This window comes from Halobacillus sp. H74, assembly GCF_052246715.1.
In the GTDB taxonomy this organism is placed as follows: Bacteria; Bacillota; Bacilli; order Bacillales; family Halobacillaceae; genus Halobacillus; species Halobacillus litoralis_A.
In genome coordinates this window covers 108,075-132,909 of the sequence record NZ_JBQQCI010000002.1, presented here as the reverse complement: position 1 = coordinate 132,909, position 24,835 = coordinate 108,075, and the positions used below count along the sequence as shown (strand labels likewise).

The 24,835-nt window shown below is 42.8% G+C and carries 28 protein-coding genes; all 28 read right to left on the bottom strand.

The features are described 5' to 3' along the window. Nucleotides 1-3: 3 nt before the first annotated feature. Nucleotides 4-669 (bottom strand): flagellar type III secretion system pore protein FliP, encoded by a 666-nt coding sequence (fliP, locus tag ACTWPX_RS03900; protein WP_128522750.1) that lies wholly within the window; start codon nucleotides 667-669, stop codon nucleotides 4-6. Beyond that, nucleotides 662-1,336 (bottom strand): flagellar biosynthetic protein FliO, encoded by a 675-nt coding sequence (locus ACTWPX_RS03895; protein WP_443118588.1) that lies wholly within the window; start codon nucleotides 1,334-1,336, stop codon nucleotides 662-664. Before ACTWPX_RS03895 ends, fliP begins: the two co-directional genes overlap by 8 nt. Before the next feature lie 13 nt (nucleotides 1,337-1,349). Then, nucleotides 1,350-1,712 carry a response regulator gene (locus ACTWPX_RS03890; protein ID WP_128522752.1) on the bottom strand — a complete coding sequence of 121 codons (363 nt, stop codon included), beginning with the start codon at nucleotides 1,710-1,712 and terminating at the stop codon, nucleotides 1,350-1,352. Between the two features lie 29 nt (nucleotides 1,713-1,741). Next, nucleotides 1,742-2,944: a flagellar motor switch phosphatase FliY gene (gene fliY, locus ACTWPX_RS03885; protein WP_443118587.1), complete on the bottom strand. Its 1,203-nt coding sequence runs from the start codon at nucleotides 2,942-2,944 to the stop codon at nucleotides 1,742-1,744. Beyond that, nucleotides 2,937-3,938: a flagellar motor switch protein FliM gene (fliM, locus tag ACTWPX_RS03880; RefSeq protein ID WP_443118586.1), complete on the bottom strand. Its 1,002-nt coding sequence runs from the start codon at nucleotides 3,936-3,938 to the stop codon at nucleotides 2,937-2,939. Before fliM ends, fliY begins: the two co-directional genes overlap by 8 nt. Nucleotides 3,939-3,968: 30 nt before the next feature. Then, complete coding sequence (gene fliL, locus ACTWPX_RS03875) at nucleotides 3,969-4,382, bottom strand: flagellar basal body-associated protein FliL (RefSeq protein WP_443118585.1); 414 nt, start codon at nucleotides 4,380-4,382, stop codon at nucleotides 3,969-3,971. Continuing rightward, on the bottom strand, nucleotides 4,379-4,597 hold the full coding sequence (locus ACTWPX_RS03870) for a flagellar FlbD family protein (RefSeq protein ID WP_128522756.1): 219 nt from the start codon (nucleotides 4,595-4,597) through the stop codon (nucleotides 4,379-4,381). Before ACTWPX_RS03870 ends, fliL begins: the two co-directional genes overlap by 4 nt. Before the next feature lie 46 nt (nucleotides 4,598-4,643). Next, nucleotides 4,644-5,531, bottom strand: coding sequence for a flagellar basal body rod protein FlgG (gene flgG / locus ACTWPX_RS03865; RefSeq protein ID WP_128522757.1), 888 nt, complete (start codon nucleotides 5,529-5,531; stop codon nucleotides 4,644-4,646). A gap of 86 nt (nucleotides 5,532-5,617) precedes the next feature. Continuing rightward, nucleotides 5,618-5,983 carry a TIGR02530 family flagellar biosynthesis protein gene (locus ACTWPX_RS03860; protein ID WP_443118990.1) on the bottom strand — a complete coding sequence of 122 codons (366 nt, stop codon included), beginning with the start codon at nucleotides 5,981-5,983 and terminating at the stop codon, nucleotides 5,618-5,620. Nucleotides 5,984-5,985: 2 nt separating this feature from the next. Then, nucleotides 5,986-6,453: a flagellar hook assembly protein FlgD gene (gene flgD / locus ACTWPX_RS03855; RefSeq protein ID WP_443118584.1), complete on the bottom strand. Its 468-nt coding sequence runs from the start codon at nucleotides 6,451-6,453 to the stop codon at nucleotides 5,986-5,988. A gap of 8 nt (nucleotides 6,454-6,461) precedes the next feature. Further along, a complete protein-coding gene (locus ACTWPX_RS03850) occupies nucleotides 6,462-7,928 on the bottom strand; it encodes a flagellar hook-length control protein FliK (protein ID WP_443118583.1) in 1,467 nt (488 codons plus the stop codon). A 29-nt stretch (nucleotides 7,929-7,957) separates the two neighbouring features. After that, nucleotides 7,958-8,536 carry a MotE family protein gene (locus ACTWPX_RS03845; RefSeq protein ID WP_443118582.1) on the bottom strand — a complete coding sequence of 193 codons (579 nt, stop codon included), beginning with the start codon at nucleotides 8,534-8,536 and terminating at the stop codon, nucleotides 7,958-7,960. A 4-nt stretch (nucleotides 8,537-8,540) separates the two neighbouring features. Continuing rightward, the gene (gene fliJ, locus ACTWPX_RS03840) at nucleotides 8,541-8,990 is read right to left on the bottom strand and encodes a flagellar export protein FliJ (RefSeq protein WP_443118581.1); all 450 of its coding nucleotides are present in this window, start codon (nucleotides 8,988-8,990) and stop codon (nucleotides 8,541-8,543) included. Between the two features lie 14 nt (nucleotides 8,991-9,004). Then, entirely contained in the window at nucleotides 9,005-10,312 is a 1,308-nt protein-coding gene (gene fliI / locus ACTWPX_RS03835) for a flagellar protein export ATPase FliI (protein WP_443118580.1), read from the bottom strand. Next, complete coding sequence (gene fliH / locus ACTWPX_RS03830) at nucleotides 10,305-11,057, bottom strand: flagellar assembly protein FliH (protein WP_443118579.1); 753 nt, start codon at nucleotides 11,055-11,057, stop codon at nucleotides 10,305-10,307. The genes fliI and fliH overlap by 8 nt, the downstream gene beginning before the upstream one ends. Further along, nucleotides 11,041-12,054 (bottom strand): flagellar motor switch protein FliG, encoded by a 1,014-nt coding sequence (gene fliG, locus ACTWPX_RS03825; RefSeq protein WP_443118578.1) that lies wholly within the window; start codon nucleotides 12,052-12,054, stop codon nucleotides 11,041-11,043. Before fliG ends, fliH begins: the two co-directional genes overlap by 17 nt. 13 nt (nucleotides 12,055-12,067) lie before the next feature. Beyond that, nucleotides 12,068-13,669, bottom strand: coding sequence for a flagellar basal-body MS-ring/collar protein FliF (gene fliF, locus ACTWPX_RS03820; protein ID WP_443118577.1), 1,602 nt, complete (start codon nucleotides 13,667-13,669; stop codon nucleotides 12,068-12,070). 62 nt (nucleotides 13,670-13,731) lie between these two features. Next, nucleotides 13,732-14,046 carry a flagellar hook-basal body complex protein FliE gene (gene fliE / locus ACTWPX_RS03815; protein WP_443118576.1) on the bottom strand — a complete coding sequence of 105 codons (315 nt, stop codon included), beginning with the start codon at nucleotides 14,044-14,046 and terminating at the stop codon, nucleotides 13,732-13,734. Nucleotides 14,047-14,069: 23 nt separating this feature from the next. Further along, nucleotides 14,070-14,522: a flagellar basal body rod protein FlgC gene (flgC, locus tag ACTWPX_RS03810; RefSeq protein WP_443118575.1), complete on the bottom strand. Its 453-nt coding sequence runs from the start codon at nucleotides 14,520-14,522 to the stop codon at nucleotides 14,070-14,072. 3 nt (nucleotides 14,523-14,525) lie between these two features. Continuing rightward, nucleotides 14,526-14,918 (bottom strand): flagellar basal body rod protein FlgB, encoded by a 393-nt coding sequence (gene flgB / locus ACTWPX_RS03805; RefSeq protein ID WP_128522768.1) that lies wholly within the window; start codon nucleotides 14,916-14,918, stop codon nucleotides 14,526-14,528. 682 nt (nucleotides 14,919-15,600) lie between these two features. Next, a complete protein-coding gene (codY, locus tag ACTWPX_RS03800; protein ID WP_128522769.1) occupies nucleotides 15,601-16,380 on the bottom strand; it encodes a GTP-sensing pleiotropic transcriptional regulator CodY in 780 nt (259 codons plus the stop codon). A gap of 28 nt (nucleotides 16,381-16,408) precedes the next feature. After that, complete coding sequence (gene hslU / locus ACTWPX_RS03795; protein WP_128522770.1) at nucleotides 16,409-17,806, bottom strand: HslU--HslV peptidase ATPase subunit; 1,398 nt, start codon at nucleotides 17,804-17,806, stop codon at nucleotides 16,409-16,411. 14 nt (nucleotides 17,807-17,820) lie between these two features. Next, on the bottom strand, nucleotides 17,821-18,366 hold the full coding sequence (gene hslV / locus ACTWPX_RS03790; protein WP_443118574.1) for an ATP-dependent protease subunit HslV: 546 nt from the start codon (nucleotides 18,364-18,366) through the stop codon (nucleotides 17,821-17,823). 5 nt (nucleotides 18,367-18,371) lie between these two features. After that, nucleotides 18,372-19,280: a tyrosine recombinase XerC gene (gene xerC / locus ACTWPX_RS03785; RefSeq protein WP_443118573.1), complete on the bottom strand. Its 909-nt coding sequence runs from the start codon at nucleotides 19,278-19,280 to the stop codon at nucleotides 18,372-18,374. Between the two features lie 281 nt (nucleotides 19,281-19,561). After that, entirely contained in the window at nucleotides 19,562-21,637 is a 2,076-nt protein-coding gene (topA, locus tag ACTWPX_RS03780) for a type I DNA topoisomerase (RefSeq protein ID WP_128522773.1), read from the bottom strand. A gap of 159 nt (nucleotides 21,638-21,796) precedes the next feature. Further along, nucleotides 21,797-22,678, bottom strand: coding sequence for a DNA-processing protein DprA (gene dprA, locus ACTWPX_RS03775; protein WP_443118572.1), 882 nt, complete (start codon nucleotides 22,676-22,678; stop codon nucleotides 21,797-21,799). A gap of 69 nt (nucleotides 22,679-22,747) precedes the next feature. Further along, a complete protein-coding gene (sucD, locus tag ACTWPX_RS03770; protein WP_128522774.1) occupies nucleotides 22,748-23,650 on the bottom strand; it encodes a succinate--CoA ligase subunit alpha in 903 nt (300 codons plus the stop codon). A 17-nt stretch (nucleotides 23,651-23,667) separates the two neighbouring features. Next, a complete protein-coding gene (gene sucC, locus ACTWPX_RS03765; RefSeq protein WP_443118571.1) occupies nucleotides 23,668-24,828 on the bottom strand; it encodes an ADP-forming succinate--CoA ligase subunit beta in 1,161 nt (386 codons plus the stop codon). Nucleotides 24,829-24,835: the final 7 nt, after the last annotated feature.

Sequence of the window (24,835 nt, the reverse complement as noted above, 5' to 3'; positions counted from 1 at the left end):
TATCTAAAACCCTTCTAATAATGACTTGGAAATCAAGTACCAACCATCTACCAGCACAAAAAGTAATATTTTGAACGGTAGTGAAATCATCACCGGCGGAAGCATCATCATCCCCATAGACATGAGAACACTGGCGACAGCCATATCGATGACTAGAAACGGAACAAAGATCATGAATCCCATCTGAAAAGCAGTCTTCAATTCACTAATAGCAAAAGCAGGTACGAGTGTGGTCAGCGGAACATCCTGAATCGTTTCCGGGGCATCCATATCGGAATAATTCATAAATAAAGCTAAATCTTTCTGCCTCGTATGTTTCCCCATGAAGTCTTTCATCGGGATACTTGCTTCTTCATAAGCTTCATCAAGGGTGATTTCCTCATTGAATAAAGGGGTCAACGCCTCGTCGTTAACTTCTTGGAATGTCGGTGCCATAATGAAAAAAGTAAGAAACAAAGCAATTCCGATCAGAACCTGGTTCGGAGGCATTGACTGTGTAGCCAATGAAGTTCGAACAAAGGAAAGTACGATCAAAATCCTGGTGAAGCTTGTCATCAAAATCAAAATTCCAGGAGCTAACGAGAGGACGGTCAATAACAACAGTAACTTTACTGATGTAGCTACACTTTCGGGATCTGAACTTGAAAAAATATCAATGAACTCATTCATGTTCTCGATCCCCCCTATCCTCATCGACCGCTTGCTTTCTCTTCTTCTTCATATCATTCAGTTGGTTTTCGAATAGCTGTTGGAACTGGATCGAGGAATCGCTTGATTTCGGCTGGTCATTCTTCTGCTTCCATTTACCGATCCATTTGTCCATCGCAAACGGTGTTGAACCCTGGGTTTGTTCATCTTGTTGCATCAACGTGTCCTTTGTAGACTCGTCCGTGATTTCAGCAATCATTTCCACGGATTCTCCTACACCGAGGATGAATACTTGACCGCCTATCCTTACTGCCTGGATAGAACGGTTCGGTCCAAGGTTCATCCCACCGAGATTTTCCATAGTTTTGTTGCGATTAAACAATTTATTTTTCTGATTAAAAAATTTCAACAGGCCATAAATGAGTGCGACGACAAATATTAATGCAAAAATAAGCTTAATGATATTCCAAACTAACGAAGAGCTTGATGCACCCTCTCGGCTTTCTATCTCCTCCTCTACAGGCGGCTGTTCTTGATCACCTGTAGAGGAGGAAGATGGGCACCCTTCCAATTGGGGGTTCTCAAGGCATTCATAGGCAGATGGCTGGGCTGCCACCACCATAGGTACTGATGCTATGAAGACCCCGACCAGTGCTAGAATGATTGTCAATCTAGTTGTCTTAAACATGTACATTCCTACTTTAACTCAATGCTTTTTGGATAGCCTCAATTACACGATCTGCTTGAAAAGGCTTGACTATGAAATCTTTGGCCCCAGCTTGAATCGCGTCCACGACCATTGCTTGCTGCCCCATTGCTGAACACATGATGACCTTCGCATTCGGATTATGCGCTTTGATTTCTTTCAAAGCTGTAATACCATCCATTTCGGGCATCGTAATATCCATTGTCACAAGATCCGGCTGGGTATCTTTATATATTTCTACAGCTTTCTGTCCGTCTTCTGCTTCACCTGCAATTTCATATCCATTCTTAGTTAGAATATCTTTCACCATCATCCGCATAAATGCTGCATCATCTACAATCAAAATTCTTTCTGCCATTTTATTTCCTCCTCTGATCAACTTGTGTATTATCGTAATTTTGTCAGTCGTTCTTTCGGACTGAGAATATCTGTTACCCGCACACCAAAGTTTTCATCTATGACGACGACTTCGCCCTTGGCCATTAATTTATCATTCACATGGATATCGACAGGCTCTCCAGCAAGTTTATCCAACTCCAGAACGGAGCCGGAAGACAATTCCAGGATCTCCTTAACCGTACGCTTCGTACGACCGAGTTCTACTGTCACCTTCAATGGGATGTCCATTAACATATCCAGGTTCTTCTGTTCAGACCCATTCAGTTGAACATTGTCAAAGTTCTGGAACTCAGCACTTTGTATATTCGCTTCCTGTACACCTTGTCCAGCAGGACCTCCAACATATTGCGGGGAACTTTGCTGCGGATGGGCCGGAGCTTCCTGCTGCATCTGTTCCTGGTGGTGTCCAGTGGGCTTTTGCTCAGGTGCTTGAGGGGCCGGTTCTGGTTCGGCTTGGGAAGGTCCCTCTTGCCCTTTGCTTGATACGACCTCTTCCTCCTCTTGTGGAGGGTTCATCAATTCTTCCACGAGTTCTTTAGCGAAACCTACTGGTATCAATTGCATAATGTTAGAATCTATCAATTCGCCGACTTGCAACTGGAACGATACTTTCACTAATACTTCATCATTGGGAATCGTTTCGGTTCCTTTATCTTCTTCCAGATCCAAGACATCGATAGCTGGTGGGGAGATGTCCACTTTTTTATTAAAAATCGTAGACATGCTCGTAGCCGCAGAACCCATCATTTGGTTCATCGCTTCCTGGACGGCGCTTAACGCAATCTCATTCAAATGTTCATCAGGATTCTCACCGTCCCCGCCTAACATTAAATCTGCAATAATTGCTGCATCTTTCGTATTGATAACAAGTACATTTTCACCAGAAAATCCATCTGTATAAGTGACTCCGATAGTCACATAAGGCTTCGGAAATTCATTCGGTAAGTCGGCACGCCCGACGACTGAAATCTCCGGTGTCGTAATTTCCACTTTTTGATTTAATAATGAAGACAAAGCTGTCGCAGAGCTACCAAAGGAAATGTTTCCGATCTCCCCGAGAGCATCTTCTTCTAATGTCGATAAATGTTCCTCTTGCTTGATAGAAGCGGAGGGATCCTCTGTCTTGGCATCATCCCCTCCGCCGTTCAATAGCGCATCAATTTCGTCCTGGGATAACATATCATCACTCATCTTGTCCGGCACCCCCTCTATACTCCTCTATAACTTGGACAGCCAATTTGTTTTTCGATTTTCCTGGCTGTATATAAAACTTCTCTTCATCATCCACTTTCAGCCTCATCGGCTGGTCGATCGCCTGGTCGAGTCGAATGACATCCTCTTCCTTCATCTCCAGAAATTGCTGAATCGACATGTCAGCTTCTCCCAAGATGGCACGCATCTCCATCTCTGTCCCTTTAAGTGTCCTGCTCAAAGCTTCGACTTCTTCCGGGTCACGGTCTTTCGGTTGTTCTTTCTGCATCCAATAGTGGACAGATAATTTAGGTATGATCGGTTCAAGCACGACATGAGGAATACATATATTGATCATACCGCTTGTTTCTCCGATCGTGGTATTCAAAGAGACTACGACGACCGTCTCGTTCGGTGACACCATCTGCAGGAATTGCGGGTTGACTTCGAACTCCTCTAACATTGGGTCAATATCAACGATAGATCCCCATGCCTCTTGATAGTTTTCCAGTGAACGTTCAAAGAGATGGGACATGATCGTTGTTTCAATTTCAGTCAGATTATCAACTTTGTTGACACTGCTTCCTTTTCCTCCCAGCACGCGGTCCATCATGGCATAAGCGATATTAGGGTTGGTTTCCATTAAAATGCGCCCTTCAAGGGGAGGTACGCTGAATATATTCAGGATCGTCATCGTCGGAATCGATCGAATAAACTCTTCATAGGGCAATTGATCGACGGATGCGACTTCGATGTTCACATACGTCCTAAGCTGTGCAGAAAAATAAGTCGTCAATAGTCTCGAAAAGTTTTCATGGATCCTTGATAAACTTCTGATCTGGTCTTTGGAAAAACGGAGAGCCCGTTTAAAATCATAAACTCTCACTTTCTTTTCTTTTTCTTCATTTCTTAATTCTTCCGCATTCATTTCCCCTGTTGATAATGCGGACAATAACGAATCGATTTCATTCTGCGAGAGAACCTCTTCTGCCAAAACCTCACCCCCCTTTCATCATGCATTCAATTATTGAAGGACTTTGTTGACGGTATATACATCAGTGATTTTTCCTTCTGTCATGACCTCATTAAGCTTCAGTTTAATTTTCTCTTCCAAATTGGATAGACCGGATTTGAAAGCCTTTGCCTCCATCGTGGCCAGTTCCTTGATCAACAAATTTTTCAGTTGAAAGTCTCTTTTTTCCAATTCTTCCAATGAATCTTTACTATCTGTGACGATCCGGAAGCTGATTCTGACGTAATCGCCACTTTGGAGGTCCGTGGTAATTTCATCTGTTACAAGTGAAGATTCACGGATATCATCGATTGAACGCTCTCCACTAGCTTCTGAATCGTTAAAATTAAAAACAATTATAAGAGCTACAACACCTAAAATGGTCAGCGCACTCAATGTGATCATCATCGTTTTGAATATATTCATCGATCCTTTTCACCTACCTTATCTACAACACGCAGCAGACCAATTTGCTGGTAAAATTTTTTCACCTGTCTTACGACCTCTTCTTCTGATTCTTTAACAAGAAAAGTTCGCCCTGACGTTGTTGTAATCGTTGTATCAGGGTTGGATTGGATGTGTTCTATGTAGATTGCATTGAATGTGAACGGCTGTCCGTTCAATTTAGATAAAGAAATCATAGATTGATAGGGAGGGCCTGAAAAGAAGCCCTCCTACTCCCTTCTGTTATCGCTTCAAGTTAACAAGTTCCTGTAAGATTTCATCAGAAGTTGTTATGATTCTCGTATTGGCTTGGAAACCCCGCTGTGCCGTAATCATTTCAGTGAAAGATTCAGCAAGGTCGACGTTGGACATTTCAAGAGCTCCTGACACCATCTGACCTGTACCATCCTGGCCGGCTACAAGCAGGTCATCAAGACCCTCTATTGCCGCACCAGCATTCTCTGTATATTGGAATGAATTACCGCCTATCTTTTCCAATCCACTGGGGTTTGAGAAGTTTGCGAGACGAACTTGGCCAGCCATTTGCGGATCGCCATTTTCATCTACGTAGTTGACCGACCCATCAGTTTGGATACTGAAGCTTTGGGCTGTATCAGGAATCGTAATGATCCCTGCTGATTCTTCTCCTTCAGGTTGACCGACGAGATATTTACCTTCGTTATTGACAATTGCGCCATCGGAATCAAGGTAGAAGTTCCCCGCTCTCGTAAAACTTGTGTTCACATTCTGCAAATTAATCGTTTGAACTTCAGGATCGATTTCCTCAGTCCCGCCTTCTGCGAGAATGAACATCCCATCTCCTTCAAGAGATAAATCCAATGGACGGTTCGTTGTTTGTCGGTTTCCCTGGGTATGGATGGTATCAATGGAACCTACTTGAGATCCTAACCCGACTTGGGAAGGGTTGAGTCCGCCACGCACGTTATCTCCACCAGCGCCTACCGTCGGACCTTGGGCTCCTGACATCGTTTGGCTCATCATATCCTGGAAGGTGACTCGACCTTTTTTAAAGCCATAAGTGTTGACATTGGCGATATTATTACCAATTGTGTCTAATTTGGTTTGAAAACCTTTCATTCCGGAAATACCTGAATACATTGAACGTAACATAATAAAAACATTCCTTTCGGTTATGTGGAGTCCATCCGCTTCTGTCAGTCAGCAGATGGTAACAGGCCTCCCATTCTGGGTCCAGCCTAATCATTAATGAAAATCGTTCCGTTGATGTTCGTGAATATTTGAGAGGCGGATTCTTCTCGAGCGAGAGCGGTCACGACTGTACGGTTCTTCGTACTGACTACTAAAGTTGCTTCGTTTGTAATCACCAGTGAATCTGTGACTCCTATTTGCTTTGCCTCATTCATCTTTGATGAAATCTTTTCCCAGGCCGAATCACTGATAGCTATGTCCCGGTCTTCCAACCTTTGTTTTGCATGCTTACTGACTTTAATACCCTGCGCTTCTTCTAAAACATTTCTGAATGAATGATCTACTTTAGGTTGAGAATTTTTTTTACTCGGTATATTCAGTGGCCGGTGCAATGCCTGTACACGAGGGTCCATTATCAATCGCCTGCCTTCTCGTCTCCTGCGCTTTCTGTAAGGTCACTGACCTTTGATATGCTTTCGACAGGGACCGTCTCACCAGATTTCATTTCCAAATAGGTGCTGCCTTGTTTCTGGTTGACAGCTTGTACTACCTCTGTTTCCATCCGATCGAACAACCCGGATTCTTCATCATAGACAGGATAAGTCACTTCTTTACCAATCAGACCGCTATACTGGATCAATGGGGGCATACTTTGGCTATCCATGAAACCTTGCAGCGATTGGGACATATTCGTCATCTGTTCCAGGCTTGAGAACTCTGTCATTTGAGAAATGAACTCCTTGTCTTTCATCGGATCAAGCGGATTTTGATTCTTTATTTGGGCCATCAATATTTTTAAGAAATCATCTTTCCCGAGGCTATTGCTTCCTGTTCCCCTAGTTTGCTGGTTTTGCAAATATAGAGATGGATCTATTTTTGTCATAAAATCACCTATGCTTTCTCATTCATTAACAGTTCGTGAAAAGTAAGCTCTTCTTCATCAGGTTCCTCATTATGCTCGGAAGATTGATCAGCTTGGCCTCCGCTTTGCTCATCAAACGCTTGCTCTTCATCCCAGCCAAACTCTTGCTGCAGATGCTGTGCATTCAAGGCATCACTTTTTTCAACTACCACCTGTTGTGGAGAGAACATATGTCTCAATTGACTCATATTTCCTTCAAGCATCTCTTTAGCTGCCTGGCTGCTGACTAAGATTTTCACAGCCATTTCCCCATTCATTTGAGCGAACTTGACTGTCAAATCACCAAGGTTGGCTGGACGGAGTTTGATTTGCATTTCCATGCTGCCAGGTTTATTCGACAACATCCGACTTGAATTGAGAATGCGTTCAAATTGCTGAAGCAACTGTTTTTGTGAAGACGAGGAGTCCTGGTTTTGGTTGACATGGACGACATGCTGCTCCACTTTCGTCATTGGAATCACTGACTGATTTGTAGGGTTGGTGTTTTTTAAATTTGACGCTTGTTCTGTAGAGTTATTATTTTCCACAGTTTGCTGCACCCATTTTGCTATGTCTTTTCCAGTTACCGGCATTTGGCGATGATAGCTCTGCGGCATATTCATTCTGTTTTGAAATGTCGTCATCAACTGTTGAAAGATTTTTTGCTCCTGGGCGCTTCCATCCTTTGTCACTTTCGCAAGCAACTGCCCCCAATCACCTTTCCCTTGCACATGCAGCGACTCTGACAGCTTACTGAATTGCTGTAGCAGATCTTTGATTGCAGTTCCTGTTTTTGCATCAAGTTTAGTTGAAGCATCTGCCTGTAACAGAGGACTCACAAGTTGCTGGAATTTCTGCCAAAGTTTATGCAGGTTCTCTATGCTGTCTGTATTCTTGCCGGTAACATGTTGTGATTGTCCACTCAAAGAGGGATGAGCAATAAATATAATGGGATCATTTCCATTGGAGCTCTGATTATTCTCGCCTGTCATACTTTGCAAAATTTTGAGTTGGTCAAAAACCCCAATCATGAGATCAGTCATCTGCTTACTCTCTTCAGCAGCTGTGTCCAGATCAAGATCCTTCCACTGGGCCTTCAGATTCTCTAACTCAACTTTAATGGCTTCGAGTTTCTCAGTGTCCAAGTTAGCCAGGGAGCTCTCTGAATTATTCAGCAGTTCTTCACTAAATTTAATTAAGTTGCCCACCGGGCCTGCCTCTTCTGTGAGATTCTCCATTTTTTCCATCAATTGCTCGAGCTTCTTTTTCAATGCAGCTAACTCTTCTGAAAATTCCTTCTGTGACAATCCTTCAGGCAGGTTTGCTGAATCCAGCGTTTTCAACTCTGAAAAAAGTTTCTGGAAGGGAGAATCTTTTCCTTGTGCCTTTACAGAAGCTATTCCTTTATCCAGATTAAGTTTCGGTGAGCTGAATAGATTCGATGAAATCGGATTCATCCTTATTCACCTCCTTTCAATAAAATCCATTATTCTTCTAATAGAATACTTGCAATCTCTGCAGCAGCCTCAGGATCCATCTGACCTAATATTTCTCCTCTTTCCTCACTTGCCACTTCTCTCATCACTTGCACTGCTAAGGTCTGACTCATACTCCCAATAATCGGAGCTGCCTCTTCAGGATCCATTTCTTGAAAAGAGGCCGCCAAATCCTTTGCTTTTTGATTGGGATCTTCACCATCTTCCGGCAATCTATCCTCAAGCTCCTTTTCGAGTTTAAGAATCTGTTGATCCATTTCTTCTATGGTTGTTTGCTTTTGATCAGCATCCTGCTGCAATTGTTCAATTTCTGCATCTTTATTGGCAAGCATCGCCTGCAAACGATCCATTTCTTCCGGGTCCGATGCTGGCTCGTCGGTAGAAGTGACTTCTGAAACCCCAGGGATCTTTTTCGCATATTTTTCAGCTTCCTCAAACACATTGATTCCTGACAATGTCAGGACAATCAACGTCAAGGTAAGGAGGAATATGAAAGGAATGACGATCGCAAAGAAGACTTTCTGAATTTTGTTTCCTTTTGGTTTGTCGTTATGTACACCCTTCGCCATCCGATCACCTATTCTGAAAATTTAAGTACTGTTGCATGGACAATTCGTCCATATGCTTATTTTCTTCACTCTTCACCCAGTTTTGGTATTTTAGATGTTTATTTTCAATTAACGTTTCGTACTTCTTCACCTCTACGTGAGCTTCCGTCAATTTTGATTGGGATTGCTGCATTTTAACTCTTGCTTGCTGGACAGAAGGCTGAAGAGAATCTATTTTCTCTTCAAGGCGGGCGATATAGTTTTGATGCTGGATGAATGAGCCTGCTTGCACAGTTTTCTCTGAAAGCTTGCGGTTAAATTCGTAGACTGCGGTTTCTTTCTTCTTCAATGCGTCATATAACTGCTCAGCTTTCCTTTCAAAAATATCTACAGCTTCTTGATGGAACAGCTGTTTTTCGCGCTTTTCCTTGTCTCTTATATCTTTGATTTTTTCAAATGTTTGAATATCCGCCAAGATTCAATTCCCTCCTAAACGAACAATTCTTTCAAATCTTCTACAGAACGCTCAAAACTCGATGGTTCATGAATACCCTGCTTAAGAAAACTTATGATAGAAGAATGATAATGGATGGCTTGATCTATATCCCTGCTGGAGCCTTTCTTATATGCTCCTATTTGAATAAGTTCACTGTTTTCCTCATATGTGGCCAACAATGCACGTAGTCTTTCCGCCGCTTCCAAGTGTTCTTCCGAAGCGATTTGTTTCATTACACGACTGATGGACCTTAAAATGTTGATGGCTGGGAATTGTCCCTGTTCCGCAAGTTTACGATCCAAAACAAAGTGACCATCAAGAATCCCCCGGACAGTGTCAGAAACCGGTTCATTCAAATCATCTCCATCTACCAGCACCGTGTAAAAGGCTGTAATCGTCCCTTCCTTACTAGAACCCGTACGCTCGAGAAGTTTTGGTAACAATGCAAAAACGGAGGGAGTGTACCCTTTCGTCGTAGGAGGCTCCCCGGTTGCCAGCCCAATTTCCCTTTGAGCCATTGCAAAGCGGGTCACTGAATCCATCATCAGATTCACGTTATAGCCAAGGTCCCGAAAATACTCACTGATGGCGGTTGCCGTGTAAGCACCTTTCACCCGCATCAAGGCAGGTTGATCTGAAGTAGCTACAACTAAGATGGAATGTTTCAGCCCTTCTTCACCAAGGTCATTTTCAATGAACTCCCGAACTTCACGACCGCGCTCACCCACCAATGCGATCACATTCAAATCTGCAGAGCTATTCCTGGCGATCATTCCCATCAGTGTACTTTTACCGACACCACTACCAGCAAATATACCGACCCTCTGCCCTTTGCCGACAGATAAAAGTGAATCGATCGCCCGCACGCCTACCTGGATCGGCTCTGTGATTGGAGGCCGTGATAACGGGTTTGGCGGGTTCTGTTCGGTCGGATACATTTTCAAACCGCTCGGGAGCTCGCTTCCATCAAGAGGCTGTCCTGTCGCATCTAGAATATTACCAATCAGACCGATTCCTACTTTGACTTCCAGCGGCTCACCGGTAGCTTCTACAAGACTGCCAGGGCTTACGTCTCTCACTTCTTTATAGGGCATGAGGAGAATGTTCTCATTATTGAATCCGACAACTTCAGCAGCAATCGGTTCAGAGTTACCTGTAGGCGGGTGAATATAGCAAAGGTCTCCAATGGAAGCTTCAGGCCCTTTCGATTCAACCATTAAACCTACAACCCGGTGTATTTTCCCAAAGCGTTTGAACGTGTCCGCTTGGTCGATGGCATTCAAATATGCCTGTTTATTCATGTCCCATCTCTCCATTAGCGAAATTCAGTACTTTCTTTCGCAACTCAGTTAATTGGCTGTCAATACCAGCATCGACCCTTCCAAATGGTGATTCAATGAGACAAGAAAATGGGGCAAGATCCTCATCTGCGTATAAGGTCAATTGGGTTTTATGGCCGACCAGCCTTTTCAGTTCTTCAGCCTGGCAATGAACCGTTCCATATTGATCGGGATGGACATAAACCACGATTTCAGGCTGGTCATGAACATCTTGTATGACTTTCTTTACAAGAGGCAAAAACATTTCAGGTGAACCTTCAAGCTGTTGGTTCATAATTTTTTCTGAGCATTGAAGAGCGATTTCAGCTATTGTTACTTCGCTGCTCATTACGATATTGTCGTGTCTTTCTTGGGCTTGCTCGATGATTCCATTCGCTACTTTCAATTTATCAATGTAGGAATCATACCCATCTTTTTTCCCTTTCTGTACACCCTGGTCAAAACCATTTTGGTAAGCTTCATTTTGTAAATCCTGTTTTTCTGCTTCCCATGCCTGCTTCAATTCTTCAATTTCATTTTCTGCATTCTTTAAAAGTTCATCTCTTTTCAATTGAGCTGCTTCCAGAGCTGCTTCCGCTTCTTTTCGCTTCTCTTCCGTTTTCAGAAGATGGTGTTGTTCATTATATTCGGCAGGCGATTCATCATTTGTGCGGATAGGTTTGATTTGAATCACCCTGCCGGATGTGTGATTAGACAATGATGTCATCTCCTCCACCCCTTGCAATGACAATTTCACCAACATCTTCAAGCCTGCGAATCGTTGATACGACTCTAGTTTGAGCCTCTTCTACATCACGGAGACGTACAGGGCCCATAAATTCCATTTCCTCTTTGAACGTATCTGCCATCCGTTGCGACATATTATTGAACACGATGTCCTTCACTTCTTCACTTGAGACTTTCAATGATAAGCGCAAGTCATCATTGTCGACATCACGGATGACACGTTGGATGGCCCGATCATCAAGGGCGACGATGTCTTCAAAGACAAACATCCGTTTCTTGATTTCTTCTGCGAGCTCAGGATCCTGGATTTCAAGAGAATCCAGAATGGTTCTTTCCGTACTTCGGTCGACCCCATTCAAGACTTCGACGACTGCTTGGATTCCGCCAGTTTCTGTATAATCCTGGGTAACAGTTGTCGATAATTTCTTTTCCAGTATTTGTTCTACTTGACTGATCACTTCAGGCGAAGTCGAATCCATTGTTGCGATTCTCCTGGCGATGTCTGCTTGTAATTCCTGAGGCAGTTCAGAGAGTATCTGCCCAGACTGTTCAGCCTCTAAGTAGGAAAGCACAAGCGCGATCGTTTGTGGGTGTTCATTTTGAATGAAGTTCAAAATTTGATTCGGATCTGCTTTACGAGCGAAATCAAACGGCTTCACCTGGAGTGAGGAAGTCAATCGGCCAATGATGTTGGAAGCCTCGTCAGACCCTAATGCTTTCTCAAGGATGGTTTTGGCATAACCGATACCCCCTTGGGAAATATAGTCCTGGGCTAAGGCTATTTGGTGAAATTCGTCCAGGATTTCATCTTTCTCTTGCGCATCGACTTTTTGTACAGAAGAGATTTCTAATGTTAACTGTTCGATCTCTTCTTCATCTAAATGTTTGTAAACTTGAGCTGCCACATCCGGCCCAAGAGAGATCAACAAAGCGGCTGCTTTTTGTTTGCCTGTCAACCCCGGTTTCTTCAAGGGCATAAAAGGACCCCCTCTAATCTTCCGCAATCCATGATCGCAGTAATTTTGCAAAATCTTCCGGTTTTTCTTTCGCCATTTTTTCCAGCTGTTTTCGTTTGTGAGTCGATTCATCTTCTTTCTCTTCTATCTCAGGTACTTCACGCGGTTCAGGCGTTTCCTGCATGCGTTCCTCGTACATGACATAGTCTTCTTCCTCATTGCCTCTCCTGCGGAACAACATCCAAATGAGAACAGCAATGATGAAGGTTAACAATCCCCCTACTATATACATCCATAACGGAATGCCCGGATCAGAGTCTGGGAAGTCAGGTTCCCCATTGAATTCCTGAAAAACTATGGAGGCTTTCTCTTCTGGATTGACTTCTCCATAATCTCCATTAATAGAAGTAGTGATCATGGAATCGACAATCGATTGAATGCTTTCTTCAACCGTTTGTTGTTCTGCCGCTGTTAAATATTCTACCTCACCATCTTCAGTCGTTCCTTTCGTATTATCCACAGCTACTTGGATGCCTAAATCCCTCACCTTATAAGGGCTTTCCTCTATGTTCTTCTTAATCCGGTTGAATTCATTGTTGATTGTTTCACGGTTCATCTCATAGTCGCCGCCGGAGCCGTTCTCACCTGCAGGGTAATTGGCGATATCTTCATCTCCAGCCCCCGGGACACCACCTTCAGGAATTCCGCCTTCGTACGTTTCTTCAATACGCTCGACGCTGACTGGCAAACCTTCCATTGTGTCAGGATCGACAGGCTCGACTAGCTCTTCTACACGTTGTTCTTTCGTGAAATCAATATCAGCTGTCACAGTTGCAATGACTTTCTGCTGGCCGATCATCATGCCTAACATGCGTTGTAAACGCTGCTTGATATCTCTCTCAATATCCTGCTTTACATTTTGCTGGTATGTATAAGCATTTTCCCCACCAGCGGTCGGAGAATCATTTATGTCAAAATAGTTGAAATTCTGGTCCATGATGACGATATTATCTTTAGAAAGATTTGGAACAGACTTAGAAGCTAGATTATAAAGAGCTTCGACCTGTTTGTTTTCAATTTGATGCCCTGGTTGGACATTCAACACAACTGATGCAGAGGCTTCTTGGCCTGACTCAGATGCAAAAATCTGTTCTTCAGGCATATTGATCATCACTTTTGCATCTTGAATGCCGCCAATCCCCTTCATTAGGTCGGCAAGTTCAGTCTGCATGGCATCGAGTTTAATGACATCAAATTCGTTGTCTGTCATCCCCCACGAGGTGTCGTCACTGAAGAAGCCGTAATCAATAGATCCACTGTTCGGAAGTCCGGCTGCAGCTAAATCTACAAGCAGCCCTTCCGCTTGTGTTTCAGGAACAAGAATCGTCGTCCCACCCTGGTCCAACTCGTAAGTAATCCCCTTGGCATCAAGTTCCGTTTTGATTTGACCGATTTCCTGTAACGTCAAATCCCGATATAACGGCACCATTTTAGACCCTGAAGCAAAAATTCCTGTCAATGAAATAATGAGAATGATAGCAAGGGCTGTCCCTATGATCAGTACTTTTTGTGACTTTTTTCGTTCTTTCCAAAAGGTAATTATTTTTTCTTTATATAATGATATTTTTTCTTTCATAGTTGCCCCCAAAAAAAGCACGACCTATGCGAATAGTCTAGTGCGGATTATCCTTAGTTCAGTCAGACTTGCATACGCATGACTTCTTTATAGGCTTCGACCACTTTGCCTTGCATTTCTACTGCTGTCTGCATCGTAATACTAGCCTTTTGCGAAGTAATCATCACATCATGTAAATCATTGATTTCTCCACGCGCAAGAGCTTTCGTTTTGTCATTCGATGCTACCTGCGCATCGTTCACACTTTCTATTGCCTCTTTCAATTGTTTAGAAAAGGTAGCCTGGGCTTCTCCGGGTGTGACTTTCTGTTTCCACTGGGAACCGGAGGGCTGTACTGTTGCGGATTGGGAACCTGATACTGCGTTCAAATCTGGCATAACCATACTCTCCTAACCTTTAATTATCTTCCGATTTCTAATGCTTTCATAAGCATGCTTTTCGAAGCATTTACTGAGGTCACATTCGCTTCATAAGAACGTGTGGCACTCATCATATCCACCATTTCCTGCAATGGGTCAACATTCGGCACTTGGACATATCCATCTTCCCCTGCATCAGGATGGTTCGGATTGAAGACCACTTTGAATGGCTCCTCGTCTTCTCTGATTTGTGTTGCTTTCACCCCTGAACCAGGAGAGTCCTGTTGAGCAGCTTTATGTAAGAAGTTTTGAAAGTTATTTTCAGCTGGTTGGAACACGACCATTTTGCGACGGTATGGCTCCCACTCACCATTTTCATTCAAGGTGGCCCTTGTTGAGTTGGCATTGGCTATATTCGAAGATGCGACATCCATTCTTAAACGCTGACTTGTCAAAGCACTTGCACTTGTATTCATGGAATGGAAAATACTCATCGTCTAGTTCCCTCCTTTAATGACTGATTCCAAGCTGCGGAATTTACCGCTCATTCGATCGACAAGAGCCTGGTATTGGATTTGGTTTTGAGCTAATTCATTCATTTCTTTATCAATATCGACGTTGTTCCCATTGTGATTGTATGTAGTGTTGGATTTTGTGAAAGTCCGGTATGATTCAGAAGTATCAGGACCGAATTGAAAATGGCGTTCGTTTGTTCTTTTCGTTTGGAACGATGAACGTTCTTGTGCGAGCACGTCTTTGAATGCCACATCTTTCGCCTTATACCCTGGCGTGTCAACATTGGCAATATTATTCGAAATAGCTCTGTTTTTTGCAGAAGAATAGTTTAAAGCATTCTCCAAGGTGGTAAATGTATCACTGAAGAGCTTCATCGCCTTCACCTCGATTCGACATTATTCCATACTCACAGAGACAATTGTAAAAAAATTTGTATACTTGTGTCTATGTTTTATGACAGGTTTTTACGAGAGTATTACAAACAGGCCTAAAGTACCAGGACCATTAGAGCTACTTATTTGGTTTTTGTTGGAAATTGTCGTATTTTCAATTATAATAAACATTATTACACACTTTCATGTCGAATAGTATTAATTTTTAGTCAAATAAAAAAACCCCTACTATAGTAATTTAGAATAGGTTATATTTTCCTGGGGATGAATATTTGTGCTACATAAGAAGTAGGATTAGACATAATGGGAGTTTTCACTAGAGGGTCATGTCCCCGGACATTTGGCCCCTTTTTTTATTGTCTGAGAAATGTATATTAAACCCTGCAGTGATTTGTGCTTCTCATCGGTGTTTCACCATCACAAGGATTGGATCTATACAGCAAAGCTTTAAGCTGTTAAGGATTTTGCAGACTATTGCTATTTTTGATGTGTCAGTGAAACTATCTCCTTCATTTTTATAAGACCCCTTCTTCTCCATCGCAGACTATTACAAAGAGATTCTCAAAAAATTTTCGAATAAAAAAAAGTAGTCCAGTCAGAGGGTACAAGTCAAATTCTTGTCCTCTAAAACTGAACTACTTTTCTTATATACGGTGCAGACTTTTTAGTTGGTACGAAGCTTTTGCAACTCTACCAGGAAGTTGTTGTTAAGAACTTTAATATAAGTCCCTTTCATTCCTAGAGAACGGGATTCAATAACTCCTGCGCTTTCCAGCTTACGCAGAGCATTGACAATCACAGACCTTGTAATGCCTACACGGTCAGCGATTTTACTTGCTACAAGCAACCCTTCATTTCCTTCCAATTCTTCAAAGATATGCTCGATGGCTTCCAATTCACTGTAGGATAGAGAACTGATCGCCATTTGTACGACAGCTTTACTGCGGGCTTCCTGCTCAATTTCTTCTGTTTTTTCATGAAGTATTTCCATCCCAACTACTGTTGCACCATATTCAGCAAGAAGCAGATCATCTTCATTGAAGGCACCGTTTAAACGGCTGAGAATCAATGTCCCCAAACGCTGGCCCCCGCCGATAATAGGAACGATGGTTGTCAGTCCACTTTCAAACAGTTCACGATTTTCAACAGGGAACGCTGTATATTCGCTATTAATATCGATATCAGGGGTTGTTTCCTGGATGTTGAAAAGGTTTTGGGTGTACTCTTGTGGAAATTGACGCTCAGACAGCATCTCTTTCATGCGTTCATTTTCAATCTCCTGGTTGATCGCGAATCCAAGCAGCTTACCACGACGGCTTAATACGAATGTATTAGCCTCAATGACGTCTCTTAAAGTAGCGGACATGTCATTGAAGTCGACGGATTTCCCTGTAGTCTTTTGTAGCATGGCGTTGATTTTACGTGCACGATCTAATAAATTCATGTGTATTTCCTCCTTGTTGGTAAATAAATTATAATATAAATCGACTTAAATCTTTGTTCTTGACAATCGATGATAGTTTGCTGTCTACGTATTGTGGTGTGATTTCTATTTTTTCCATCATCACGTCCGGAGCTTCAAAGGAGAGGTCTTCTAACAATTTTTCTAAAATTGTATGCAACCTCCGCGCTCCGATATTATCCGTTTCCTGGTTCACTTCATGAGCTATTTCTGCAAGTCTAGTAATAGCATCGTCAGAAAATTCAACCTTTATACCTTCAATTTCAAGTAATGCCTTATATTGTTTCAAAAGAGCGTTGGATGGCTCTGTCAAAATGTTCCTGAAATCTTCAACACTCAATTTATTCAGCTCGACCCGGATCGGAAAGCGTCCTTGTAATTCTGGAATCAAATCAGATGGTTTTGCCATATGGAAAGCACCCGCAGCAACGAATAAAATATGATTGGTAGAAACAGGACCATATTTCGTTACGACCGTCGATCCTTCTACGATTGGAAGGATATCACGCTGTACACCTTCCCTGGAAACGTTAGCCTGGTTATCACCTTTTGCAGCTACTTTGTCGATTTCATCGATGAAGATCATTCCTGACTGTTCTACTTTTGTAACAGCTTCCTGACCGACTTCGTCCATATCGACAAGTTTCCCTGCTTCTTCCTGTGTTAAAACTTTCCGTGCTTCTGAAACAGGCATTTTCCGCGTTTTCTTCTTTTTAGGCATGAATTGACTGAAAGCATCCTGCATATTCATCCCCATCTGTTCCATTCCGGATCCTTGCATCATATCAAACATAGAAGACTGGGATTCTTCCACTTCTATCGTCACGATACGGTCTTCTAACTCACCTAAATCCAACTGCTGACGGATCCGGCTCCGGTTCTTCTCAATCTCTGTTTCTTCCTGCTCTTGATCCGCCTCGTTCTCCTCTTCATCACTTTGGTTGAAAAGCATCCCGAATGGATTCTTGAAATTATTGTTCTCTTTCTTCTTAGATGGGACGAGAAGCTTTACTAAACGCTTATTCGCTTGTTCCTCTGCACGCTCTTTGACCGTCTCCATTTTTTCTTCTTTCACCATACGGACGGCCATTTCTACAAGATCACGTACCATCGATTCCACGTCCCTGCCGACATAACCGACTTCTGTGAATTTCGTCGCTTCCACTTTAACGAAAGGAGCACCGACCAATTTGGCTAATCTCCGGGCGATTTCTGTCTTTCCAACCCCGGTCGGTCCCATCATCAGAATGTTTTTTGGAACGATTTCATCTTTCAGGTCATCTGTCAGCTGCATCCTTCGGTAACGGTTCCGCAAAGCGATCGCAACAGACCGTTTAGCGTTATTCTGCCCTATAATGTATTGATCGAGCTTTTCAACGATTTGTTTAGGCGTCAAATTCAATGACATTCATTTATGCCCCCTTATTCGAGAACTTCCAATATGATTTGATCGTTTGTGAACACACATATTTCGCCAGCAATCTCTAAGGCAGCTTGTGCAATCTGAGATGCTGACTGCTCTGGGGAATAGCGTTTGAGAGCTCTTCCCGCACTCAATGCGAAATTTCCACCTGAACCGATAGCAAGAATACCATCGTCCGGTTCTATTACTTCCCCAGTACCGGATACAAGAAACATGTTTTCTTTATCCATCACGATCAGCATAGCTTCCAGCTTTCGCAAAACTCGATCACTGCGCCACTCTTTGGCAAGTTCAACAGACGCCCTGGCCAAGTTGCCGTCATAGCTTTCAAGCTTTCCTTCGAACTTTTCAAACAGTGTGAAAGCATCTGCTACTGAACCAGCAAACCCTGCCAGGACCTGATCGTTGTAAATTCTGCGCACTTTTCTTGCTTTATGCTTCATAACGACTTGATTTCCCAATGTCACTTGACCGTCCCCACTCATAGCACACTTTCCCTGGTGATGGACAGCGAAAATCGTCGTAGCATGAAATTGTTGATTCATTACCTTCACCTCTTATTCGCTCTGGGATGGCTGTTCATATATACATTCCTCAACCGGTCTTTAGTTACATGAGTGTAAATTTGTGTTGAAGAAAGGTGTTCATGGCCGAGCAATTCCTGCACGGAACGCAGGTCCGCTCCTTCATTCAATAAATGTGTCGCAAAGGAATGTCTCAGTTTATGTGGATGGATATTGACGGTCAACGACGCATCCTTGACCATTTTTTTCAAAACCAGCCTCACGCCATCTTGGGTCAATGGCCCTCCTTTTGCATTGAGGAATAAACGTTTAGTGTCCTCCTGTTTTTTTGAAGCAAGCTCATTTCTTCCCTCTTCAATATAGGATTTCAGTGCTTTTCCAGCAAACTGCCCGAAAGGTACATACCTTTCTTTCCTTCCCTTTCCTTGAACAAGGGCAGTGTCGAGCGAAAAATCAAGATCTCCCACTTCCATCTTGACACACTCACTGACTCGAATTCCTGTGCCATACATCAACTCGATAAGCGCTTGATTGCGTTGGCCTAAAGGAGTAGTCAAATCACTGATTGTAAAAAGCTGGTCCAGCTCTTCCTCATAAAAAAACTCAGGAATAGGTACATCCTCACGCGGCAGTGATACATTCAAAAATGGGTTATATTTAACCCTTTCTTCCCGTTCTAAGAAACGAAAGAAACTTCTAAGGCTTGATATCTTCCGCGAAACGGACCTTCTGGAAAAGCGGGCTTCATGTTGTCTGGACAAAAACACACGGATGTCAGGGTAATCGCAGTCAAGTAATGTGATGCTTTCAGAATTCATAAACTCGATAAATTCATCAATGTCTCTCCCGTAATGCTGTATTGTCAATGGAGATGCATTTTTTTCAATTTGGAGATACTCCATGAACTCTTTTTTGTACATATGGGCAGATTTCATATTTCACCTCACGAAGGCGTTTAAATTTTATCACAATTAGGAACAGCACCACAATGGCTTTAATAAAAATGTAACAAAATTCTGAATTGTTTCCAACTAAATTCATGTAAGTAAGCAATTTTATTTTCTATCTTCCCAATTCAACTTCCAATGTCTGTCAAGTATATAGCCTTACCAAACCGTAATTATAGCTCCCTATATAAGGAGTGTCAATCAAAAAGAAAAGAAAGAAGAGTCTATAACCATAAGGATAGTCATAGACTCTTCAAAATATAACATGATCAGGATTGTGGTTCTTCTTTGTAATCACAACTCGTACACTGGATTTGGGTGCCTTTTTTGGATTTCTTTTCGACAAGTAAAGACTCACATTTAGGGCAAGGGCGACTGATCGGCTTATCCCATGAGATGAAGTCACATTCGGGATAATTTTCACACCCGAAGAATTTGCGGTTCTTTTTACTTTTACGCTCGACAACTTCTCCGTCTTTACATTTCGGACAAGTAACACCGACTTTTTTCAATATCGGCTTCGTATTGCGGCATTCTGGGAAATTGGAGCACGCAAGGAACTTTCCGTACCGGCCCATTTTATAAACCATTTCGTGTCCGCATTTCTCACAGTCGATTCCTGCAGGTTCATCTTTGATCTCGATTTCTTCCATCTCTTTTTCAGCTTTCTCCAAACGAGGGTGGAAGCCTTGATAGAATTGGTCGATAATGTTTGCCCACTCTTCTGTTCCTTCTTCAATTGCATCAAGGTCATCTTCCATACCTTTTGTAAAGGTGACATCGATGATCTCAGGAAAGTATTCTCTCAGTTGCTCTAAAACAATCTCCCCAAGTTCTGTCGGCACAAAACGTTTGTTGTCCAAAGCAACGTAGCCTCTCCGTTGAATCGTGTCCAACGTTGGAGCATAAGTAGATGGTCGTCCGATTCCTAGCTCTTCCAGTGTCTTAACAAGGCGGGCTTCCGTATAACGCGGAGGTGGTTGGGTGAAGTGTTGATTCGGCTTGATTTCTTCAGCCTTCACTGTCATCCCTTCTTGTAAATGAGGAAGAAGTTTATCTTTTTCTTTCTTGTTGTCATCGTTTCCTTCCACATAAACCTTCATGAATCCTTTAAATTTAACCTCTGAACCAGTTGCCCTGAATTCAACACCTTCATTGTATAGATGGACAGTCATCGTATCCAGCACAGCAGGGGCCATCTGACTTGATATGAAACGGTCCCAAATCAATTTATATAAGCGGTATTGGTCTCTCGATAAAATCTTTTTCATCGCTTTAGGGTCATGGTCAGCGCCTGTCGGACGAATCGCTTCGTGAGCATCTTGTGCACCTTCTTGCTTTTTGGCCGCTTTATTATTGCCCAGGTATTCCTTACCGAAGTTGCTTACAACATATTGTTTCGCATCTTCTTTAGCTGTATTGGAAAGTCTGGTTGAATCTGTACGCATATACGTAATCAAACCAGTCGTGCCTTGCTTTCCACCTAAATCAATTCCTTCATACAACTGTTGCGCGATCATCATCGTTTTCTTCGCACGGAAATTCAGCTTTCTGGCTGCTTCTTGTTGCAAAGAAGAGGTTGTGAATGGAAGGGAAGGATTCCGTTTGCGCTCTCTTTTATTTACTTTTTCAACTGAGAAGTCCTTGCCTTTCATACGCTCCTGAACCTTTTTTACATCGTCTTCTGTTTTCAAGTCTTGCTTCTTTCCGTCGACTCCATAAAAAGATCCTTCAAATTTTTCCTTTTCTTTCAAGAAATCCGCTTCGATAGTCCAGTATTCTTCGGGTTCGAATTTTTTGATTTCATTTTCACGGTCAATGATAATTTTGACAGCTACCGATTGAACCCGGCCTGCACTTAAGCCTTTTTTAACTTTTTTCCAAAGGATCGGGCTTATGTTATAACCGACAAGTCTGTCTAATATCCGCCGCGCTTGTTGGGCATCCACAAGGTGGGAGTCAATAGTGCGTGGATGTTTGAACGAATCCTTGATCGCTTCTTTCGTGATCTCGTTAAAAACAACGCGGCATTCTGATTTGTCATCAATGTCAAGACTATGAGCCAAGTGCCAGGCAATGGCTTCCCCTTCACGATCAGGGTCGGCTGCGAGATATACTTTCTTCGCTTTTTTCGCAGCAGTTTTCAAGTCTTTCAGTACGGGTCCTTTCCCGCGTATGGTAATGTATTTAGGTTCAAATTCATTTTCAACGTCTACACCCATCTGACTTTTAGGTAAATCACGGATGTGACCTAGTGAAGCTTTCACTTTGTATTTTTTTCCTAGGTATCGTTCAATAGTTTTAGCCTTTGCAGGTGACTCAACGATTACAAGATAATCTGCCATATAGGTTCCTCCCATAGAGGTGTTGTCTCTTTTAATATTTTCATAAAATAAATCTTCCCTATTATTAAATACAATGAAACCGTTTGTCAAACATACTTTTATAAAAAAAGTTTAAAAATGGTCCAATACTCCTCATGACTGTAACACCTTTCCAGCGAATTATTCAAATTTTTCTAACCAATCTTCAAGAATGTCACGGTACGTATGAACGAGCTTTGCACCTTCATTGATCATCTTATGACACCCTTCACTTGTAGGGCTGCCTGCAGGTCCTGGAAGTGCATACACATCCCTGCCCTGCTCCAGTGCTTGATCTACGGTTATTAAAGTACCACTCTTCACCCTTGCCTCAATAACAAAAGTGGCAGGCGTCAAACCAGATATGATCCGGTTGCGCTCCGGAAAGTGATACTTTTTCGGAGGACGGTCTGGCGGGTATTCACTGATCACTAAGTGTTCTCGCACAAGACGATCGTACAAAGGAAGGTCATTTGTCGGATAGATGTGCTGAAAACCCGACCCAAGAACAGCAATAGTTCTTCCCTGATGTTCGGATGCAAGTGTATGGGCATACTGATCAATACCTTTGGCCATACCACTTACGATCGTGCATCGACTTTGGATAATGGGGAGCAGTACAGCTTTCATAGCTGTAAAGGCGTAGGGGGAGGGCTTTCTTGTCCCTATAACACTGAGGGAAAGTGGTGCATTTAAAAGGGTATGATCTCCTTTAAAATACAGAACCAGAGGAGGGTCGGGAATGGCCCTCAATAAACTAGGATACCCAAGATCGAACCAGGTTAATAAGGAGATATTTTGCTGATATTTGTCGAGTTTCTTCATTATATTAGGGTCGTTTATGTGCTGAATGATGGAAGTGGATCGGGCAACGGGGATTTGTAGAATGTGGGCCAATTCTTTAGATGAACAGGAAAAGGGGAGGAGCAATTGATCATCGAGACGAAGAAGTCTTTTTAAGAGTGGTCTGGATACGTGGGGAGAATCATGCAAACAAATCAAACGTTCTCTTCTGGTTACCACTTCGCACCTCATTTCATAAGTCAGAGACCGTACCTGGATCGATACGGCCTCTGCTGCATGTTATTAACTTTAATGTGTTTTACATTTTTCAAAAAGGTTTTGGTCTTTTAATACCTGGATGAGGGTTTCGCCCATAACAGAAGGGGTTTCAGCCACTTCGATGCCACATTCATTCATGACACGAATCTTCTCATCAGCTGTACCTTTACCACCAGAAATGATAGCCCCGGCGTGCCCCATACGCTTCCCTGGAGGAGCTGTACGACCACCGATAAAGCCGACAACAGGTTTACTCATATTTGCTTTCACCCATTCAGCGGCTTCTTCTTCAGCTGTACCACCGATTTCACCGATCATGATGACCGCTTCAGTATCAGCATCCTCATTAAAAGCTTTAAGAACATCAATGAAGTCCGTGCCATTGACAGGGTCTCCGCCGATTCCTACTGCTGTAGATTGACCGAGTCCAGACTCAGAAAGCTGGTGGACCGCTTCATATGTCAATGTACCAGAACGAGACACAACACCTACGTGACCTTTTTTATGAATGTATCCTGGCATGATACCGATCTTACATTCATCCGGTGTAATGACACCAGGGCAGTTAGGACCGACAAGGCGAGTTTTCTTACCTTCCATGTAACGTTTCACTTTGATCATATCAAGCACTGGAATGTGTTCTGTAATACAAATAGCAAGATCCATGTCTGCATCTGTAGCTTCCATAATCGCATCTGCTGCGAATGGAGCAGGAACGTAAATGACCGAAGCATTCGCTCCAGTTTTTTCGACTGCTTCAGAGACAGTGTTATAGACAGGGATACCTTCTACTTCTGTCCCGCCTTTGCCTGGTGTGACTCCACCGACGATTTGTGTACCGTATTCAACCATTTGTTTTGTATGGAATAATGCAGTCGAGCCGGTGATACCTTGAACAATGACTTTTGTATTCTTATCAATATATACACTCATCTGATTTCCCCGCCTTTCTACTTGACTAGTTCAACGATTTTTTGTGCGCCTTCTGCCATAGAGTCAGCAGACGTGATATTCAATCCGGATTCTTCAAGGATTTTCTTCCCTGCATCCACATTCGTTCCTTCTAGACGTACGACAAGTGGTAATGTTAGACCGATTTGTTTCGTGGCCTCTACGACACCTTCTGCGATTACATCACACTTCATGATGCCACCGAAGATATTGACGAAAATCCCTTTGACATTGTCATCAGAAAGGATGATTTTAAATGCTTCTGTGACTTTTTCCGTAGTTGCTCCGCCACCTACATCAAGGAAGTTGGCAGGATCACCGCTATAGTGCTTGATTGTATCCATTGTCGCCATTGCTAAGCCAGCTCCGTTGACCATACATCCGATGTTTCCATCAAGAGCGATATAACTCAGGTCATATTTGGAAGCTTCAACTTCTTTCGGATCTTCTTCCTCAAGATCACGCAGTTCAGCAATGTCTTTTTGACGGAATAATGCATTATCGTCAAAGTTCAATTTCGAATCAAGTGCTAATACATCTCCGTCCCCTGTTGTTACAAGTGGGTTGATTTCCGCAACAGAGCAATCTTTTTTCAAGAAAACATCATAAAGGCCCAACATGAATTTAACTGCTTTGCCTAATGCTTCTTTAGGAATATTGATGTTGAAAGCAAGACGACGGGCTTGGAATGGTGTCAAGCCTGTAACTGGATCGATTACTTCTTTGAAGATCTTCTCCGGTGTTTCAGCGGCTACTTCTTCAATCTCTGTACCGCCTTCTTCTGATGCCATCATAGTCACCTTGCTAGTAGCACGGTCCAGGACAAGGCCTACATAGTACTCGCTTTGGATGTCGCATCCCTCTTCGATGAGTAAGCGCTTCACTTCTTTACCTTCTGGTCCTGTCTGATGGGTTACAAGTGTTTTACCTAGTATCTCATCAGCGTATGTACGCACCTCATCAAGATTCTTGGCGATCTTGACTCCACCGGCTTTTCCACGTCCACCTGCATGGATTTGTGCTTTGACTACAGTCACGTCACTACCTAATTTCTTAGCTGCTTCAACAGCTTCATCTACGGTATATGCTACGTGGCCGTTTGGCACTGAAACGCCAAAATCACGCATGATTTGTTTTCCTTGATACTCGTGAATGTTCATGTTTCAT